This is a genomic window from Anthropogastromicrobium sp. (genome assembly GCF_037349415.1).
GTDB classification, from domain to species: domain Bacteria; phylum Bacillota; class Clostridia; order Lachnospirales; family Lachnospiraceae; genus Anthropogastromicrobium; species Anthropogastromicrobium aceti.
Map to the genome: position 1 here is coordinate 45,099 of NZ_JAXWCK010000057.1, position 19,091 is coordinate 64,189.

Here is a 19,091-nt window from a genome sequence, read left to right on the forward strand (position 1 = left end):
TTTTAGATTTTTTCAAAAAAAGCTGTGGCTTATCACCACAGCTTTTATGACACTTTAAGTCACTTAGGTTTAATCTTAATTTTGCTTTGCTTACTCTGCGTTCAAATACTCACCAGGTGTCTCTGACAGTGCCGTCACACCATCACGGCAGATCTTAACATAGAAGCCCTTATATGGCTTTTCGTAATTCTTTACTGCATCTTTAATCTGCAGACGGCCGTTATTTTGTGAGAATACATATGCATTGTAGCCGCCCTTTTTATAGGCGAAGCTCTCACCATCGTCCTGATAATGAATATAATTTCCAATGCCCGGGTAAACTGCAAGTGTCAAGTCTTCCACTTCCTTTTCACCAACATACTGCATTAAAGGATAAAGCGGCAGCACAGCACCTGCGCGTACAAACAGCGGCATAGTATCTAACGGTGCCTTCTTTGTAATATACTGACCACCCTTATACTTTTCTCCTGTCCAGAAATCGTACCACATCGCACCCTCTGGGAGATAGACAAGACGCATAGTTGTTCCCTGTGTTACAACTGGAGCAGCAAGCAGCCACTCACCTACCATAAACTCATCATTTATTTCGTAAGTTTCTGCATCCTTTTCGAAATTTAACATAAGAGGACGCATAATAGGAAGGCCTGTCTGCTCACTTTCAAAGAAGCAGTCGTAGATATATGGAAGCAAGTGATATCGAAGCTCTACATACTTGCGGTAAATCTCTAAAAGCTCCTTATCAAACTGCCACGGCTCCTGTTTTCTCGTACCCTGTGCACTATGATTTCTGAAAAACGGTGACAAACATCCAACCTGAACCCAACGTGCCAAAAGTTCCTTTGTTGTATCTGCACCAAAGCCGCCTACATCTGTTCCAGCATATGAAAATCCAGAAAGGCCAAGATTGCAAAGCTGCGGAATCGCCATCTGTAAATGTGCCCAAATACTTTGGTTATCGCCTGTCCATACAAGCGCATAACGCTGCGTTCCGGCATATGCTGCACGTGTGATTATAAATGGTCTGCGGCCATCATATTTTAACCATCCATCCTTTGTTGCCATCGCCATGCAGTGACCATAGATGTTATGAGCATCCTTATGGAGAATTACTGTATCATCCTCATCTGCAAATTGTACATCATCAGGCAGCGGACCTTTAAAGCTCGCAGGCTCATTCATATCGTTCCATACACCGCGAACACCCATATCAATTAAAAATTTCTGCTTGTCTGCCCACCAGCTGCGTACCTTTGGATTAGTAAAGCTCGGGAAAACAGCATCACCTGGCCATACCTCGTTCACATAAAGCTCATTCTCTGCTGAGAAGGCAAAATAGCCGTTCTTAATTCCCTCCTCGTAAACATCGTAGCCATCTTCTTTTTTGACACCTGGATCAATAATAGTAACTGGCTTATAGCCCATCTCAGTCAACTTCTGTAATGTCTTTTTAGGATCCTTATAATTTTTCCGATTCCATGTAAATACCTTAAAAGCATCCATGTAGTCGATATCAAAATGAATACTGTCGCATGGAATACGGCATTGACGCATCTTTTCTGCAACATCCATGATATCGTCCTCGGTAATATATCCCCAGCGTGACTGATGATATCCAAGCGTCCACTTCTGCGGAAGCGCAGTGCGTCCTGTCAGTCCTGTGTACGCACCTAAAATATCACGCATTGTCTCGCCTGCAATAAAATAGTAGTCTAAATCGCCGCCGTCTGCTGCAAAATAATAGCGCTCTGCCTCTTCCTTTCCCATATCAAAATAAGACTTTGACGTATTGTCAAGAAAAATTCCATATGTAAAATGAGGACGCATTGAAATAAAGAACGGAACAGACTTATAAAGACTTGGGAAAAAATCTGTATGCGTATCTGGAATGTCGCTATTCCACATTTCATAAGCGTAGCCTCTTTTATCAAGAAAGCCAGTCTTATCGCCAAGACCATAGATATGCTCCTTTGGATGAAGCATACGCACAACTTCAAATGTATGATCTGACTGCTTTTTTGGCAGCTCATGACCTTCCTTTGCCAGTAATTCGGCCTGCTGTGCTGTAATCTCCTGCTTCTTTGTTGTTCTTGCGGTCTGCTCAGAGATCATTCGGCCATCTGGTGTCAAAAAATCAACCTGAAACTCATCTCTTACGCGAACAAGAAGCTTCTTTGTTTTAATTGTAATAAACTCTTTTTGCTGACGTGCCTGAAAATCAACCTTCTTTGGTTCCTGCACAACTGCCCTTGATGGTCTGTGCTTTTCTTCCATCGAGCTGTATACTCGCACAATGCGGTCTGTAATAAAGGAAATTCTTCCCTCTTTATGTTCAAACTTTACCGTTACGCCTGTGGCATCTGGTTCAAATGACAAAAGCCTGCCAAACATAATGCTCCTCCTTTAACATTTTTGCATCACATGGATTGCTTTTTATTTTCTCAGTATATCATAATTTTGTAAGCATGTACAGCAATTGTGATGACTGTAAATTACAAAAACATACCTCAATTTTGCATCCGTATTTCATTTGGATAATTTCATGATATGCTAGTCACAGCACTACAAAAATTTACTTTGAATGTTAAGAGGAGGAATTATGAGTTTAGTTGTACAAGATCTTTCAAAAAAATACGGAACACGGACCGTTGTTGATCACTTAAGCTTTGAGATGAACAGTCCGGGTGTCTATGCACTTCTTGGAACAAACGGAGCAGGAAAAACGACTTCTATCCGTATGATGCTTGGCATGCTTTCACGTGACAGCGGAACTGTCACATGGAATGGAAAGCCGCTTGATATAAATAACTGCAATGTAGGATATCTTGCAGAGGAGCGCGGTTTGTATCCTAAATATACTATTATGGATCAGCTTATGTATTTTGCCGCCCTGCGCGGTGTATCAGCTTCTGAAGCAAAAAAGCGAATCCACTACTGGGCAGAGCGCTTTGATATTATTGAATATCTTTATCCGCAGGAATATGCCGATATTCAGGCAAAAAAGGCGCGCATGAATGAGGAAGCTTCACCAAAGAAAAAAGGCTTATTTGGAAGCAGTAATCAGAGAAAAAAGCGCATTGCACCAAAGACAGCTGATCAGCTTTCAAAAGGAAATCAGCAAAAAATTCAGATGATTGCAGCTCTTATTTCTGACCCGGAGCTTCTTATTCTTGACGAGCCGCTTTCTGGTCTTGATCCTGTCAATACTGATTTGTTTAAGGATATCATTCACGAGCAGATCAATAAGGGTAAATATCTGATTATGTCTGACCATCAAATGTCCACCATTGAGGAGTTTTGTACTGATCTTACAATACTTGATCACAGCAAAACGATTCTTTCTGGTAACTTAAATACGATCAAGAAAAGTTATGGACGTGTTCACCTGTTTCTAAAGACAGAATCCGATATCACCTCATATATCCATGATGCCGGTATTTCGATTCTCTCTGAGTTAGCAGGCGAATATCATTTGAAGGTAACTGGTGAAGCGCAGGCAAATGCACTGCTTGGCACACTTATTCAGGCAGGAATCACAATCGTTACCTTTAATCTTCGCGAACCGTCTCTGCATGAGATCTTTGTAAGTAAGGTAGGTGAGGCACATGAAGAATAATGACAATCTTCGTGGACTGAAAAGCGTATATTCATTTACACTTAGTCAGACCATGAAAAGCAAATCAAATATTGTTTCAATGCTCATTTTATTTGTAATGGCGCTTATTTCACTTCCGCTTCAAAACCTTACCGGAAATAGTGTTTCAATCAGCCCAATTCAAACAGCTTATGTGACAAATGAGAGTGGAACCGAACTTGATTTTGATGCATTGACGGCTCAAAATGCTGCTTTTTCATCTGTTTCATTTGAAACCGCTGAGTTTGACAAAACTTCCTATGCCGATCATTTAGGCGACACTGATGTCTACGTTTATATCAGCGCACCAGATAAGAGCGGTGCCTGCACCGTAGAGAGCCATATTGCAGAAAACAGCTCCCTCAAAACAGAGGATCTGGAATCACTTCTGACCGCGATTTCCTCCCAGATGACATCGGAGCGCTTTGCTTCACTTGGCCTGTCCGCACAAAATTCCTACGATGTGGACAGTATGAGCGCCGCTGACTACCTTGATCAGAAAAATGGCACAGAAAGTATTGGCTTTGATGCCAACTTTGCCATCCAGTACGGCTATTCGATCGTAGTTATGATCTTGTGTCTGCTTTCTGCAAGCTTTATCATTCGCTGCATCGTCACCGAAAAGGATTCCAAGCTGATTGAACTGCTGATGGTAAGCGTTTCCCCACTCGCACTTTTACTTGGAAAGATTCTGGCTGTCATGACCTATGTGTTAATCATGATCGCGATGATGGCAATCGGATTTGTTCTTTCCTATGAAATCAGTGTCGAGTATCTTCAGATGGCAAGTCTTAGCACCACACTTTCTCAGATGGGCATTGATCTCTCACAGCTGAATCTAAACTGGGGCACCATTGTAATTGCACTGATCTCACTGCTTCTCGCATTTGCGACCTACGCGGTTCTGTCCGGTCTGATCGGAACCTGTTGCAATACAATGGAACAGTCTGAGCCAGCGATCATGGTTGTAACGCTCCTTATTATGGTTGGTTACATCGTATCCTGCTTCACACCGATTATCTCCAATAACGCAGTTGCCGCAGCCGTGCTTTCCCTTTGCCCGGTCATCAGCGTATTCTGCGCACCAGTTTCGTATGTGTGCGGAAATATTTCACTGATTGTCCTGATTCTTTCTTGGGTTATTCAGGCAATCATTCTTGTTGCACTGAGCATATTCTGTGCAAAGGTATACCGCGATCTTTTGCTGTACCGCGGCAGCCACATGGGAATTTCTCAGCTGTTTCAAATTTTTAAAAATAGAAAAAAGGAGGGCGCTACATTATGAAATCCTTTTTGAACGGACTAAAGAAGGTCTTTGGCTTTACTGTGCGCCACCGCCTCACAAAGGGCTGGAAGACAGCGACACTTATTGTCATGCTGTTATGCTTTGCGCTCCCGCTCGGAATTATGTCTTTCTTGGAATTCACTCAAAAAAGTGACACACCAAGCGCCGTCATTTCCGACGTATATACAGCTGACCTAACCGATGGAAATGCATTCGACTTTTCCGTTTTCAATATGATTGCAAAATCATCCGGCAACGAAACCTTCGCTTCCATTTCCTATCACAGCTTTGACACCGACGAGGATGCACTCGCCGTTGCCGAAACTGATACTGGCAATGCACTGGTTGTCGTTGTCACCTCCGACGAGGATGGCTTTCACACAAGCGTAATCCTGCCAGAAGCATCTGCCCTCTCCATGGACGATGCCGATGACTACAGCGACTTTTTAAGCCAGATGTTCTCCGTCTTTGCCGTAGCCAAATCAGGGGCATCGATCAGTGATCTCACGGCTCTTGGCGGCATCAACTATAAATATTCCTATTATGAGAGCCAGAACGGCACAGACACACTTGTAAGCGGCGACGATGCCAACTCCGAGCAGAATGCAGATGCTACCGTTAAAAACGTCTTAGGTTACATGCTTCCATATGTAAACATCATGCTTCTGTATTTCTTGATTCTGTTCTACGGTCAGGGCACCGCAAACTGTGTTGTACTAGAAAAATCCTCTAAGCTTATGGATACGATGCTTGTATCTGTAAAGCCAGAGGCAATGGTCATCGGAAAAGTACTTGCACAGGCATTTACCTGTGTCATTCAAATTGCACTGTGGGTAATCGGACTGTGGGGCGGCTTTGCAGCCGGTATCTGGGCAGTAAAAACAATCAATCCAGATACCACCATGCCGCTCATCCAGATGTTTGGTCATATGGGACTGCTCTCAAGCATCTTTACACCGGTCAACATCCTATTTTTCTTACTCTACTTAGCAGCTGGCCTGCTTCTCTACCTTGCAATCGCCTCAATTGGCGGTGCAATAGCTTCCAAGCAGGAAGACCTAAGCATGACAAACGGTATCTTCGTTATTGTCCTGCTGCTTAGCTTCTTTGCAACACTCGGTACGGGTAGCTTCTCCGGAAACTTTGATTCGATGGGTTCCGTCGGCATCCTCGACTGGATTCCATTTACATCAATCCTTGTTTCACCAAGCCACCTGCTTCTTGGCTCCATCTCCATTGCCAAGGCCTGCGGCTCCCTCGCAGTCGTGGTCATTACCGCCCTTCTTGGCATGGCACTTGCCGGACGTATCTACAAGGCAATGTCCATGTACAAGGGAAATATCCCGAATGCGAAGCAATTATTCGCTATGATTTTCTCAAAGTAAGCCTCGTAACCTAACGGGCGCTAAGATGATGTGCTTTACGAGACGACAAAGTCACTAATCGAAGCGCCCCTTCGTAAAACTTCCGGACCGAATAAAAAAATCCCCCACCTGGCACATCCATGCCAGACGGGGGATTTTTTTATTCTTCGTTTGTTACATGAAGCCGGACTAGTGCTCTGCGAAGCTTTGCCTCGGCAATTCTTTGCTCTCTGTCTGAAAGATTTTTCTGATTCAGGCGCTCCTCGGCTCGTTCCTTTGCTTTCTTTGCGCGCTCCTCATCAATCTCTTCCTTCCATTCCCATGTTGTCGCTGCTACCTGGCACTCGCCATTTAACATCGACACCATGCCGCCAATGCAGGCAGCATATCGCTCATGACCATCTGCGAGCGTCACATGAGCCTGACCCATGCCGATTCCGCTGCAGTAATTGATATGACCTGCGCGGATCGCCACATCACCATCAATTGTTCGCAGAAAAATCTGAGATGCCTGATCATCAAACACTTTTCCGTCCATCGTCACTATGCGCAAATGGAATGTGTTCATACAGTTCCTGCCTTTCCAGCCTTTTCAAATACTTCGTCAATAGTTCCTGCAAAGAGGAAGCAGCTCTCCGGGATATCATCGCACTCACCGTCAATAATCATACGGAAACCACGAATAGTCTCCTTAAGCGGAACGTACTGTCCCGGCATACCTGTAAACTGCTCTGCAACAGAGAAGCTTTGTGACATGAAACGCTGCACCTTACGCGCACGGTTTACAGCCAGCTTATCTTCCTCTGCCAACTCGTCCATACCCATGATGGCGATGATATCCTGCAGCTCCTGATAACGCTGTAAGATCTGCTGAACAGCTCTTGCTACCTCATAGTGCTCCTGACCTACCATATCTGGTGTCAGAATACGGCTTGTAGATTCCAGAGGATCAACAGCCGGATAAATACCCTGACTTGCGATATCACGGGAAAGAACCGTTGTCGCATCCAGATGGGTAAATGTAGTTGCCGGAGCCGGGTCAGTAAGGTCATCGGCAGGCACATATACAGCCTGAACAGAAGTAATAGAACCCTTCTTCGTAGAAGTGATTCGCTCCTGAAGTGCACCCATCTCGGAAGCCAGTGTCGGCTGATAACCTACTGCTGACGGCATACGTCCCAAAAGTGCAGATACCTCGGAACCAGCCTGTGTAAAACGGAAAATGTTATCAATAAACAGCAGCACGTCCTGATTCTTCACATCACGGAAATACTCTGCCATTGTAAGACCTGACAGCGCAACTCTCATACGTGCACCCGGCGGCTCATTCATCTGTCCATATACTAAGGCAGTCTTTTCGATAACGCCGCTCTCCTGCATCTCACCGTAAAGGTCATTTCCCTCACGTGTACGCTCACCAACTCCTGTAAATACAGAAGTACCGCCGTGAGCAGTCGCTACATTATGAATCAGCTCCATAATCAATACTGTCTTTCCTACACCTGCACCACCAAACAGACCGATCTTTCCTCCCTTTGCGTAAGGACAAATCAAATCAACAACCTTAATACCTGTCTCAAGAATCTCGGTCGTAGGCATCTGCTCCTCATAGGACGGTGCCTGTCTGTGAATGCTCCAGCGCTCTGCATTTTGAGGTGCCGGCTTTTTATCTACCGGATCGCCCAGAAGATTAAATACTCTTCCAAGGCATGCATCACCGACTGGAACGCTGATCGGTGCACCTGTGTCAACTGCATCCACGCCGCGAACCATACCATCAGTAGAGTTCATCGCAATGCAGCGCACAACATCGTCACCGATCTGCTGGGCAACCTCTGCAATGACGCGGCTGCCCTGATTTTCAATCTCAATGGCATTAAGCAATTCTGGAAGCTGTCCTTCCTGGAAACGAATATCCAGAACAGGACCCATTACCTGAATTACCTTGCCAACATGTCTTTCACTCATATATTCACCTTTCATCAGCTCTCTGAGCCTGCAACAATCTCTGTAATCTCCTGCGTAATACCAGCCTGACGAACACGATTATAGTGGAGATTGAGCTTATCAATCATCTCCTGCGCATTCTTTGTCGCTGCATCCATCATCATTCGGCGGGAGGCAAGCTCACTGGCCACAGATTCACTCATGGCTCCATAGATCAGTCCTGCCAGATATTCAGGCACTATGGCATTAAATACTGCCTCGCTGTTCGGCTCGTAAATAATCTGACGCTTCTTTGCCTCAGGTGCATCCTTCGGAAGCAGTGACTTCATATCCGGCAGCGGCAAAATCGGAATAAATTTTGGTTCCTGCACCATCATGTTTACGAAATTTGTGTAAACAATCGCTACATGACCAAAACCACCTTCCTTATAGCCATGGCATATCAAACGTGCGATCTCAAAGCAGTCCGCAACCGAGATATCGCCTGCCTCTGTAAATGAATCTGAGACAACAGGCACCTTGCGGTTTGAAAAATGCTCCAATGCCTTCTTTCCTATCGGAAGCACACACGCCTCATGACCTTCCATCTGTTCTTCAACAAGGCGAAACAAATTGTTGTTATAACCGCCTGCAAAACCTCTGTCACCCGCGATTACGATAAAACACCAGTCATCATTTTGCGGTTCCTTCGTGTAGATGGACATCATATCGATATTTTCAGCTGCGATCTGAGCCAGTGTGCCCTGAAGTGCCTCAAAATATGGACGGCTGTTCTCAGCACGCTCCATTGCCTTGTGAAGCCTTGACGCTGCCACCAGCTCCATTGCCTTACAGATCTGCATCGTACTCTGTACGCTCTTGATTCTCAGTTTGATTGCTTTCTGATTTCCAGCCATACAAACTCTCCTTTAATATTACTGTAAGAACTTCGCCTTATAATTGTTGATGCAATGCTCCAGTTCGCTCTTTGCCTCATCGCCAAGTACGCCAGTGCGTCGTATCTCTTCCATCGCTGCTTTTCCTTCACGATCAATATCAAGCTCATTGTTTAAACCAGTCTCAAACTCGTGAATACGCTCTACTGGAACGTCTGCTAATAGATCGTTAACTACGGCGTAAATAATAGCAACCTGCTTTTCAACAGGAAGCGGAGAATTTTGAGGCTGCTTTAAAATTTCCACGATACGCTCGCCCTTTGCAAGTCTCGCCTTTGTATCAGCATCCAAATCGGAGCCAAACTGTGCGAAGCTTTGCAGCTCTCGATACTGTGAATAAATAAGCTTTAATGTTCCGGCAACCTTCTTCATCGCCTTAATCTGTGCATTTCCACCTACTCGTGATACAGAGATACCAGGGTTTACAGCTGGGCGAATACCTGAGTGGAAAAGCTCAGTCTCCAAAAAGATCTGTCCGTCTGTGATGGAAATAACATTTGTCGGAATATAAGCAGATACATCACCTGCCTGTGTCTCAATGATCGGAAGCGCGGTAAGGGAACCACCTCCCAGCTCATTTGACAGCTTAGATGCACGCTCAAGCAGACGTGAATGCAGGTAGAAAACGTCGCCAGGATAAGCCTCACGGCCCGGTGGACGACGGATCAGCAACGAAAGTGCACGGTAAGACTCTGCATGCTTACTTAAATCATCATAGATGATCAGCACGTGACGTCCATTTTCCATGAAATACTCACCCATACTGCAGCCTGAATATGGCGCAATATATTTTAATGCATTTGCATCGGATGCCGTTGCTGCAACAACGATACTATACTCCATCGCACCATTTTTCTCCAGTTCGGATACAATGGATGCAACAGAAGAACGCTTCTGTCCAATTGCAACATAAATACAGATAACGCCCTTGCCTTTCTGGTTAATAATCGTATCAACGGCAATCGCAGTCTTACCAGTCTGACGGTCTCCGATAATAAGCTCTCTTTGTCCTCTTCCAATCGGAATCATGGAATCTATTGCCTTAATTCCTGTCTGAAGCGGCTCCTTAACTGGCTGACGGTCACAGATACCCGGTGCCTGACGCTCAATCGGACGGTACTCGCTTGCTGCTACCGGTCCTTTGCCGTCAATTGGCTGTCCAAGTGCATCTACAACACGTCCAAGCAGTGCATCGCCTACCGGCACAGACACTACCTTTCCAGTTCTCTTTACAGTCTGACCCTCGCTGATACCGTCATCTGCGCCTAAAAGCACAATAGATACACGGTTTTCTTCAAGGTTCTGAGCCAGACCATATGCACCATTTTCAAATGCAAGCAGCTCACCTGCCATGCAGTTTGATAATCCGCTGGCACGCACAATGCCGTCGCCGACTGTCAAAACGGTGCCAATTTCACTTTGCTCCAAGGCATTCGAATAATATTTAATCTGGCTTCGAATAACCTTGGAGATTTCTTCTGGTTTCAGATTCATTCGTTCGTCCTCACTTCTGCATATGCTTTTTTACTGCTCAATCAGCTTATGCAGTCTCTCCAATCGGCCGCGGACGCTTCCGTCCAGCTGCCGTCCTTCTATTTCAACTTTCAAACCGCCCATAAGGTTTGGATCGGTCTTTGTGACCAATATGATTTCCTTCTTCCAGACCTCTTCAAGCTTCGCCTTAAGTGCCGCCTTTTGCTGACTGCTCAAGGTCACTGCACTGACAACATGTGCCTCAGCGATATTGTGATCCTTCTGGAAGCGCTGCCTGTATTCTTCCTCACATCCTGAAAACTCGGATAAAAGTTCTTCTTCGCATAAAAGCTTTAGAAAATTCACAAGATACTCATCAGCCTGCGCGCCAAATGCCTTATCAATAAGTCCAAGTCTTGTTTTTCTTGGAATAGATGGCTCCTGCAGCAGCCTAATGTAATCTGGATTTTCATCAAAAAGACTCTTTACAATGCGAAGCTCATCAAGCAGCTCTTTGCTGTATGTGCGCTGCTCAACATCCTTTTCAAGCGCTAACTCATACAGACTATCTCCATATAGCTTTCCGGTTTTTGTCATGATGCCTCACCTACATCTGAAATAAACTCATCAATCAGTTTCTGATGATCTGCTTCCTTTACTTCCTTTTCAATCACCTTTCCGGCAATGGATACGGCAATATCACCGATCTCGGACTTCATCTGCTGGAATGCAGCAGTGCGCTCCTTGGCGATATCAGCAGATGCCTTTTCCTTGATGGCAACTGCTTCCTTCTTTGCGTCAGCAACAATCGCCTCACCTCTCTCGGTAGCACTCTTTTGAGCATCGGAAATGATCTGTCTTGCCTCATCCTTTGCGTTTGAAATGCTTGCCTCGTATTGATCGCGCATCGTCTTCGCCTCTTCCTTGGCTTTTGTCGCGTCTGCGATCTGGGAGTCTGCCATCTGCTTTCTCTCTTCCACTACCTTATTAATACGGTCAAAAAGGAACTTTTTCACTAGAAAAACAGTCAGAAACAAATTACAGATCTGTGCAACGAATGTCCACGGCACAATTCCTACCAGTTCCTGTACTTCCTTCATGTGTCAACCATGCCTTTCTTTGGTTCTAGCACATTTTGTGTTAGAATCCAAATATGTCTTTTATATACTTTATAATGCCCACGAATTGCTCCGCTGCTTTGCAGCTCTCGCAATTCTAAAAACATTCGAATTCGCTGATTTTCTTCGAAAATCGCTGCATTCTCATGTTTTTGCGGGTCTCAAGGTCACAAGCTTCCTCATGCAAGCATGATCAGCTTGTAACTTTTCGACCCGGATTAGCCCAAGAAATTCATGAACATACCAGGTGCAACAAAGATCAAAAGAAGACCGGTAACGAAACCATAAATACCGGTAGTCTCTGCAACGGCACAACCAAGAAGCATGGTACTTGTAACATCACCCTTGCACTCTGGCTGACGTCCAATTGCCTCAAGTGCCTTTGCTACTGCGTTACCTTCACCAATACCAGGTCCGATACCTGCGATCAAAGAGCAGCCTGCACCAATTGCACAACCTGCAAGAGCAATACCTTTAGCCAATACTGTAAAATCCATTCTTTTTTCCTCCTGTTAGAAAAATCTTTTTTGTTTTATCAGCCCTCTTCTGCGGCGTTTGCGATATACATAATCGTCAGCATACAGAAAATGAATGCCTGCATAACACCTGAGAACCAGTCAAAATATAAAGATGTAATTGCCGGAAGACCCACCGACAAAAACGGAATTGTTCCAAGCACATTGCCTACTGCGCCAGGAATCAGACCAAACAGCGCCTTTGTTGCAGTTGCAAGCGCTGCGTAAATCAAACCATCAATAACGACACCAGACAGAATATTTCCAAAATGACGGCATGCCATGCTGACTGGTGTTGCCAGCTCAGACAAAATGTTAAACGGCGTCATAACTGGAATTGGCTGTGTAAAGCCCTTTAAATATCCGCCAAGCTTGTTAGTCTGGATCTTCTTTGCCGTGATCATAATAAATACAACCACTGCCCATGCTGCCTCTGTTGACAGATCTGCCGTTGGGCTTCGAAGACCAAGAAGACTGATCAGATTTGAAAATACACTTGTGGTAAACAACGCTGCGATAAACGGAATCATGTAGTCAAACTTATAGCCACCCGTATTGCCACGCACAAAGTTGTTCGCCTTTTCTACCAGAAACTCAGCCACTGCCTGACGCTTTGAGATGTTTGTTACTTTTAAGTCATGTGTCAGCCACAGGCAAAGCACTGCAATAACTGCCATGACAATCCAGCTGACCACCATAGTCTCACTGATCTGAAGATCACCCAGAATAGGAATGTTCGTCGGAATCGTAAAAAACACCTGAGCTCCTGAAATGTCAAAATCCATTGTTTACTGTTCACTTCCTTTCCCAGCTGTGGGATCAGCTGACTGGCTGTCCTTTTTTTCCTGCGCAAGCTTAGCTTTTCCAATTGTAAGATAATAAATTTTTATTACCATACTAGGAAACAGAAGCGGAATAATTCCGGCTGCCCCATTAAAACACGGAGCTGCAAGCGCTACAACACCCCACGCAAGCATTAAAAGCGTTCTTTGACGCTGACTAACCTGCATGCGCTGACGCGCTCTGCCTTCGTCTGTCTCTGCAGCTACCTTCTGAACGGTAAGTCCCATCAAAAAGAAATTTCCAGCTGCAAAAATAAAACCGCCAATGCCGGCAAGAAATACCGTATAATCAAACGGTATCTTTTCCGGATTCGCCTGATGAAGAAAGAAAAATACAACCCACATCAGTACAACACCAATGGCAGTTCCAGATGCAATCCGCATCGTTTCCTGCTTTACCGCAGGAGATACACTTCTCATTCTCTCACCTTCCCTTTCTTAATGATAACAATTCATGCCATCATTAAACATGATCATTAAATCCGAATGGTTTCTTGTCCTTCTTTTTATTATTATGCTTTTTCGCACGCAAATACAGCTTATACCAGGTCATAATGCCGGCTCCGATCCCAAAGATCAAGCCGATGATATAAACCCAGCTGCCTACACCTGTATGTTCACAAAGCCAATAACAAAAATACAGACATGCAAGGAGAGGGATCACAAGTGTCAGTCCTAACTGAATAATCACAAACAGCCACCATCCTTTCACCATTTGCTAACTAGTATAACAGTTTTTAACGGAAAAGAAAAGAAAATTTTCTATAAAACTCTTTCCAAAAACTACTATAATTAGCATAGTCGATTATAATTTCTTTCGTTTATGTCTTCAATAGACAATGATTTCCTCGTGTTCAAATTTACACAAAACGGTTTGCGTGTCTATGAAAAACACGAATTGAAAATTTTTTTGAAAAAATTTGAAAAAGTGCTTGCATTTTGTTCTGAGTTGTGGTATCATTCATAACTGTCAAGGAAATATGACATGGATGGATTCCCGAGTGGCCAAAGGGGACAGACTGTAAATCTGCTGCAACTTGCTTCGGTGGTTCGAATCCACCTCCATCCATTGAGCTTCACAAGAAGCTATGCCGCAGTGGCGGAACTGGCAGACGCCCGGGACTTAAAATCCCGTGGGTAGTGATACCCGTACCGGTTCGATTCCGGTCTGCGGCATTGAAAACAGTAATCGAAAGATTGCTGTTTTTCTTTTTCTCATTTTTGTTTGTTTTGTTTTTTACCGCTTCCCGGAAAGCTAAATGACCGGGAAGCGGTTTTGTGCATGATAGGCGCGAGTAAGCCGTTTCTTACTAATATCAGCGAATCAGAATGTTTTTAGAATTGCTCACTTCATCCCAATTCTTATAGTAAAAGTCTGCAATCTTTCTAATCTTCTCCTCGTCCTGATTATATGAATCATAAATACCCACAGTAATAAAGCCTGCATTCTTTGCAGTAACAATAGCATGAAGTGCGTCCTCAAATACAACTGTTTCTGAAGGCTTACTTCCAATCTCTTTTGCAGCGGCAAGATAAATATCTGGCTCTGTCTTTCCCTTTCCAATATCACTGCATGTCAAAATTCCTTTAAAATACCTCCAAACACCAAGACGCTTTAAGCCAGCTGTAACACATGCACTGTCACTTGAGGTTGCAATAATCATCGGAATGTCTTTTGATGCAAGCAACTTAATTACCTGTTCTACACCTGGTTTTAGCTGCACCTCATCCTCATAGAAGCCGCGTATAAGCTCGCGTATACCGTCAAGAATCTGCGTCCTCGTCAAACTCACACCATAGTGATCAATTAAATAGTCTGCACCCTCTTCCATCGACATAGTCATGATCTTCTCGGAAAGATTTTCCTCTGGTTCTAATCCAAGGCTATTTAGATAGCGTACCGCTGCCTCTTCCCAGATCACCATAGAATCAAGAAGTGTGCCATCCACATCGAAAATCGCACCGTGGATATCGCTTTCCCACACTTTCTTTTTTTTATTCAATTCTGCATCAACTTGCACGGTTGTCTCATTCACCTTTTCTTCCATACTAGTTGCCTCTCTTTTCTCTTAAATTTTACCTGTATAAAATTTCAATTTGTTCCTTTGCATTGTATCACAATCTTGCTCTCTTGACAAATGCATCCTCTTGCTACTATCATATTAGATAGAATTATAATGATTTTGACGAAAGGCAAAGTTGAAATTTTATGAACAATTTATACGAATATATTGACCCAATTGTCTCCCCCTATGAGGTATTTCTTTTTGACAGCAACACCTCCCCTCTGCCAATTCCTGCACACTGGCACTACTATGCAGAGCTTCTCTACATTCATCAGGGTACGATTACTGTCTCCATGGATAACACACTTGTAACGGGTACTCGCGGCTGCGTGATCCTTTTTCCACCAAGATGTATGCATTCAATTGCTCTGGAAAAGGACATTTTCTCTTCTCAATACGATGTGATTAAATTTGATCCTGATCTTCTTCCTTCCTGTAAAATGGATGTGCTTGATTTAAGAGCCGTTCTTCACAGCGTCCATGTTCTTCACTGTCCCTGCCTCTTTTCCCCTGAGCAGGTTCAGGAAATGAATTTGGAGCCCTTGTTTTCTGAAATTCTTTTGGAATATCAAAGAAGGGATTTTGTAAGCTCTATGATTCTGACTGCCGATCTTCGAAAAATTGTCAGCAAGCTTGTTCGTTTTTGGCAAAAAGACAAAAACTATTTTTCAGTGTCTGGCGTACACCCCTCCTATGAGGTTAGCTTTGACCGAATTTGTGAATACATTGACACCCACTATTTTGATGAGCTGACCGTAGAATCACTTGCCGCTATGTGCGGTCTGTCCCACTCAACCTTCTCTTTGAATTTTTATCGCCGCTATCAGATGACCTGCAAGGAGTACATTACCACCACTAGGATCAATGCTGCTGAAAACATGCTGCTTTTTTCCAACCACGATGTCTCCTTCATCGCCCATGAGGTTGGCTACACAGATTGCAGTTACTTTATCCGATGCTACAAAAAAATCAAAGGCATCACGCCAAAACAGGCCCGCAAATTGCGGACCTGATATTGTTTGGTTCATTAACCGAAAGTCCCACGAACCGTATCTTTTATTTAAAGATTCTGCAAACTGACACTTTTATTCAAATGTTTCGTAGACACTTCTTACGCGGAATGCACCTGATACACCCGTTTGCGATGCAGTGAAGTCACGACTTGGCAATATATGGAAGATTTTCGTACCGGCTTCCATATCGACAAAGTTATCGTCAAGACGCAGTACCCCCTCTTTCGTCTCGACACTCACTGCCTTTGCAAAGTTCTTTGCGGTTACCGTTACCGTAGTTTTGTCAACTGATACCTCAAGCTTTGGATCTGCAAAATGATAATGCTTCGGCGCACAAAATAGTGTGCTTCCCGATGAAACTATTTCGCCCGCTACCTCTAACTCATAGGAAAGGTGTACTGTAAGCGGATCCTGATCATTAAAGTCAAGATGCGGCAGCCACGTACCACCAAATGGCGGTGCCATCACCTCAAAGCTGCCCGCTCTTACGACAGACGAGTCTGGGCGGCGAAGTGACCATTTTACCGTGCCCTGCACCGTCTCACCCGTCTCATTTGCGACATGCAAATCGGCACTCACATCAATTGGATGCGGCAGAGTATTGACAAATGGCTTCTGATCAATCTCTCCGTGCTCCTCGCAAGATAACAGCACCGGTGCAAACATTTTCTTCTCGGCATACTGAAGTGCCTTCCAGTTTCCATAGTAATCGACACTTGCCCATGATGCAACTGGCCAGATATCGTTTAACTGCCACACAACTGCACCCATACAAGTTCCACGAAAACGGCGAAAATGTTCCACACCATATCGAATTGCATCCGCCTGAAGAAGCTGTGAAACATACAAAAGCTCATCAAAATTCTTTGGATACAAATACGTCTGTGAAATATAATTCAAAATTTTTCCATTTGCCGCCGTATTTCTCTGATGCATTTCCATGACACGCGAGAAAATGTTTCGATCACCCTCGGCTGTAAAGCGTTTTACCGTCTGAAGTGCCGGGAATGACTGGAAACCAAACTCCGAAAGGAAGCGGTAATGATGTGAACGATATGCAGTAAAGGATTCGTTTCCATGCCAAACACCCCAGTAATGGGTATCTCCGATATTCTCCGCATTGCTGTTTTCAAAATTTCCACCAGAGGATGGCGATGACGGCCAATAAAACTTCTCCGGATCTTCCTCCTTTACTAGCTTTGGAATCAGATATTCATACAATCGAATATAGTCATAATATTGCTTTCTCGTCTGTGGCCAAGATAAATTCTCATACTGTGTCTCTAACTCATTGTTTCCGCACCATAGCGCAATGCTCGCATGAGAGCGCAGTCTTCTCACATTCTGACGAATCTCAATTGATACATTTTCCTCAAAATGATTTGAAAGTTCGTAGGATGCGCACGCAAACATAAAGTCATGCCAAATCAAAAGACCTCTTTCGTCACAAATATCATAAAAGAAATCATCCAAAAAATAACCGCCACCCCATACACGCAGCGTATTAAAATGGGACTCCTGCGCAGATAAAAGCAATAAATCCGTGCGTGCCCTGTTTTGTCGTGTCAAAATATTGTCCTCTGGAATGTAGTCGGCACCCATCGCAAAAATCTGAAGACCGTTCACCTCATAGGCAAAATTGCGTCCCTTCACCTTTTTTTCCGATTTATCCACGATTGCAACCATCCGGTCTCCCTCAGACAACAGCATATTTCTTCCATCATCAACATCATCTTTTTGTCCGACCATATGAGAATCATAAACCTCATCCTCCATTAGATCGGTGTTTACCGTAATTGTGCGAAGACCAATCTTCTTTTCCCAGACATCAAGCACATGTACTTTTAATGGCTGTTGTATATCTTTTACTTCTTCTGTTACCAGTTCCACCTTTACCTGATATAGATTTTGTTCTCCATAGCCGTTGGGCCACCACAGCTTCGGATTTTCCACCAAAAGCGATGCCTTCACATGGTTGCTCCGAAGTGCACAGGTAAGTCCTGTCAGACATGCAGATGGTGCACTTTCCGTCTCCTGATCAATCCAGTTACTTTCTGCACGCTGGCAATCTGTTCCATTTGGTGTGACAACTGTCATTACAATTTTTGCTTTTTTCTTTGCGATATCTGGCATCCATTCAATCTCAGCATCTGCCGTAAGCCTAACTGCATCCACCACGTTGCCATGCACAGTTTTTCCAATTATATGGTGCTTTTGCGCGATCATCACCTGTGCCATACGCGCCGTCTTTACCGACACGAGAGAAACACATCGAAACAGTCCGGCATCTGGGAGTCTTGGACCCCAATCCCATCCATACATGCAGGCAGCCTTTCGAATATGCGGAAAGCCAGGCATCGCATCAGAAGCTGCTCCGACTGGGCATTTTTGATCTTCCATCGCTGCATACCTGATCGGAGAATGAAGAAGCACCTTCAGCTGATAGACAGTATCCGCTGCATCTTCCTTTACAAGCGATGTAATATCGTATTCCCAGACGCGATTCATATTCTCTGCCGAGCCGATTTTTTTATCATTCAAATACAAATCGGCAATCGTGTCAATTCCATCGAAATGTAAAAATATCCGGTCTGCACTTCGCTCTTCTTCGTCAATCGTAAAAGCTGTTTCATACAAAAACTCATTTTCCATTAGCTTTGTTGCATCCAGCTCATTATCCCGATAAAACGGATCTGGCATTAGTTTCTTTTTTAAAAGTGTCTCGTAAACAGTCGATGGCACCGTTGTCTCAATCGGTGTCTCTGGAATATGATAGACATTGTCCCCGAGAACGGTCAATGTCCAGTTGTCCTTTAACAATCGTACCTTCATTCTTTGATTTCTCCTCTCATTTCATTATGTATTTCTTGATTTTGTTTTCTTTATTCTACTTCTTTTTTTC

Annotated in this window: 17 protein-coding genes and 2 tRNA genes; 6 read left to right on the plus strand and 13 right to left on the minus strand. The window is 44.2% G+C overall.

What is annotated here, in order from left to right; translation table 11 throughout:
- Positions 1-90: 90 nt before the first annotated feature.
- Positions 91-2,388 carry a glycoside hydrolase family 31 protein gene (locus WJP93_RS12910; protein WP_227100596.1) on the minus strand — a complete coding sequence of 766 codons (2,298 nt, stop codon included), beginning with the start codon at positions 2,386-2,388 and terminating at the stop codon, positions 91-93.
- Positions 2,389-2,596: 208 nt separating this feature from the next.
- Between WJP93_RS12910 and WJP93_RS12915 the strand changes: the two genes are divergently transcribed.
- The 3 genes from WJP93_RS12915 to WJP93_RS12925 are packed head-to-tail and all read left to right on the plus strand — an operon-like array spanning position 2,597 to position 6,301.
- Positions 2,597-3,613: an ATP-binding cassette domain-containing protein gene (locus tag WJP93_RS12915; protein WP_227100595.1), complete on the plus strand. Its 1,017-nt coding sequence runs from the start codon at positions 2,597-2,599 to the stop codon at positions 3,611-3,613.
- The gene (locus tag WJP93_RS12920) at positions 3,603-4,916 is read left to right on the plus strand and encodes an ABC transporter permease (RefSeq protein WP_337548688.1); all 1,314 of its coding nucleotides are present in this window, start codon (positions 3,603-3,605) and stop codon (positions 4,914-4,916) included. The genes WJP93_RS12915 and WJP93_RS12920 overlap by 11 nt, the downstream gene beginning before the upstream one ends.
- Positions 4,913-6,301 carry an ABC transporter permease gene (locus tag WJP93_RS12925; protein ID WP_337548689.1) on the plus strand — a complete coding sequence of 463 codons (1,389 nt, stop codon included), beginning with the start codon at positions 4,913-4,915 and terminating at the stop codon, positions 6,299-6,301. The genes WJP93_RS12920 and WJP93_RS12925 overlap by 4 nt, the downstream gene beginning before the upstream one ends.
- 139 nt (positions 6,302-6,440) lie before the next feature.
- On the opposite strand, the gene atpC is transcribed toward WJP93_RS12925, so the two are convergent.
- The 10 genes from atpC to WJP93_RS12975 form a co-directional block, all read right to left on the minus strand.
- Positions 6,441-6,848, minus strand: a complete 408-nt coding sequence (gene atpC, locus WJP93_RS12930; protein WP_066560871.1) for an ATP synthase F1 subunit epsilon — start codon at positions 6,846-6,848, stop codon at positions 6,441-6,443.
- Positions 6,845-8,248, minus strand: a complete 1,404-nt coding sequence (gene atpD / locus WJP93_RS12935) for a F0F1 ATP synthase subunit beta (protein ID WP_066560862.1) — start codon at positions 8,246-8,248, stop codon at positions 6,845-6,847. Before atpD ends, atpC begins: the two co-directional genes overlap by 4 nt.
- A 14-nt stretch (positions 8,249-8,262) precedes the next feature.
- A complete protein-coding gene (gene atpG, locus WJP93_RS12940) occupies positions 8,263-9,123 on the minus strand; it encodes an ATP synthase F1 subunit gamma (protein ID WP_227100589.1) in 861 nt (286 codons plus the stop codon).
- Between the two features lie 18 nt (positions 9,124-9,141).
- On the minus strand, positions 9,142-10,656 hold the full coding sequence (gene atpA / locus WJP93_RS12945; RefSeq protein ID WP_262536036.1) for a F0F1 ATP synthase subunit alpha: 1,515 nt from the start codon (positions 10,654-10,656) through the stop codon (positions 9,142-9,144).
- Between the two features lie 30 nt (positions 10,657-10,686).
- Entirely contained in the window at positions 10,687-11,232 is a 546-nt protein-coding gene (gene atpH / locus WJP93_RS12950; protein ID WP_308731618.1) for an ATP synthase F1 subunit delta, read from the minus strand.
- Complete coding sequence (gene atpF / locus WJP93_RS12955; RefSeq protein ID WP_118615819.1) at positions 11,229-11,735, minus strand: F0F1 ATP synthase subunit B; 507 nt, start codon at positions 11,733-11,735, stop codon at positions 11,229-11,231. The genes atpH and atpF overlap by 4 nt, the downstream gene beginning before the upstream one ends.
- Positions 11,736-11,971: 236 nt before the next feature.
- Positions 11,972-12,250, minus strand: a complete 279-nt coding sequence (atpE, locus tag WJP93_RS12960) for an ATP synthase F0 subunit C (protein WP_066560853.1) — start codon at positions 12,248-12,250, stop codon at positions 11,972-11,974.
- A 38-nt stretch (positions 12,251-12,288) separates the two neighbouring features.
- Complete coding sequence (locus WJP93_RS12965; RefSeq protein WP_066560852.1) at positions 12,289-13,053, minus strand: F0F1 ATP synthase subunit A; 765 nt, start codon at positions 13,051-13,053, stop codon at positions 12,289-12,291.
- A gap of 3 nt (positions 13,054-13,056) precedes the next feature.
- Positions 13,057-13,530 carry a hypothetical protein gene (locus tag WJP93_RS12970; protein WP_337548690.1) on the minus strand — a complete coding sequence of 158 codons (474 nt, stop codon included), beginning with the start codon at positions 13,528-13,530 and terminating at the stop codon, positions 13,057-13,059.
- A gap of 43 nt (positions 13,531-13,573) precedes the next feature.
- Positions 13,574-13,801, minus strand: coding sequence for an AtpZ/AtpI family protein (locus WJP93_RS12975; protein WP_321207201.1), 228 nt, complete (start codon positions 13,799-13,801; stop codon positions 13,574-13,576).
- Between the two features lie 296 nt (positions 13,802-14,097).
- Between WJP93_RS12975 and WJP93_RS12980 the strand changes: the two genes are divergently transcribed.
- Positions 14,098-14,179: transfer RNA gene (locus WJP93_RS12980), tRNA-Tyr, on the plus strand.
- 21 nt (positions 14,180-14,200) lie between these two features.
- A tRNA-Leu gene (locus WJP93_RS12985) sits at positions 14,201-14,286 on the plus strand.
- A gap of 140 nt (positions 14,287-14,426) precedes the next feature.
- Here WJP93_RS12985 and WJP93_RS12990 read toward each other — a convergent pair.
- Positions 14,427-15,158 (minus strand): HAD family phosphatase, encoded by a 732-nt coding sequence (locus tag WJP93_RS12990; protein ID WP_337548691.1) that lies wholly within the window; start codon positions 15,156-15,158, stop codon positions 14,427-14,429.
- Between the two features lie 161 nt (positions 15,159-15,319).
- Between WJP93_RS12990 and WJP93_RS12995 the strand changes: the two genes are divergently transcribed.
- A complete protein-coding gene (locus WJP93_RS12995; RefSeq protein WP_337548692.1) occupies positions 15,320-16,189 on the plus strand; it encodes an AraC family transcriptional regulator in 870 nt (289 codons plus the stop codon).
- Positions 16,190-16,261: 72 nt separating this feature from the next.
- Here WJP93_RS12995 and WJP93_RS13000 read toward each other — a convergent pair whose 3' ends face one another.
- Positions 16,262-19,021 carry a glycoside hydrolase family 2 protein gene (locus WJP93_RS13000; RefSeq protein ID WP_337548693.1) on the minus strand — a complete coding sequence of 920 codons (2,760 nt, stop codon included), beginning with the start codon at positions 19,019-19,021 and terminating at the stop codon, positions 16,262-16,264.
- Between the last annotated feature and the right edge of the window lie 70 nt (positions 19,022-19,091).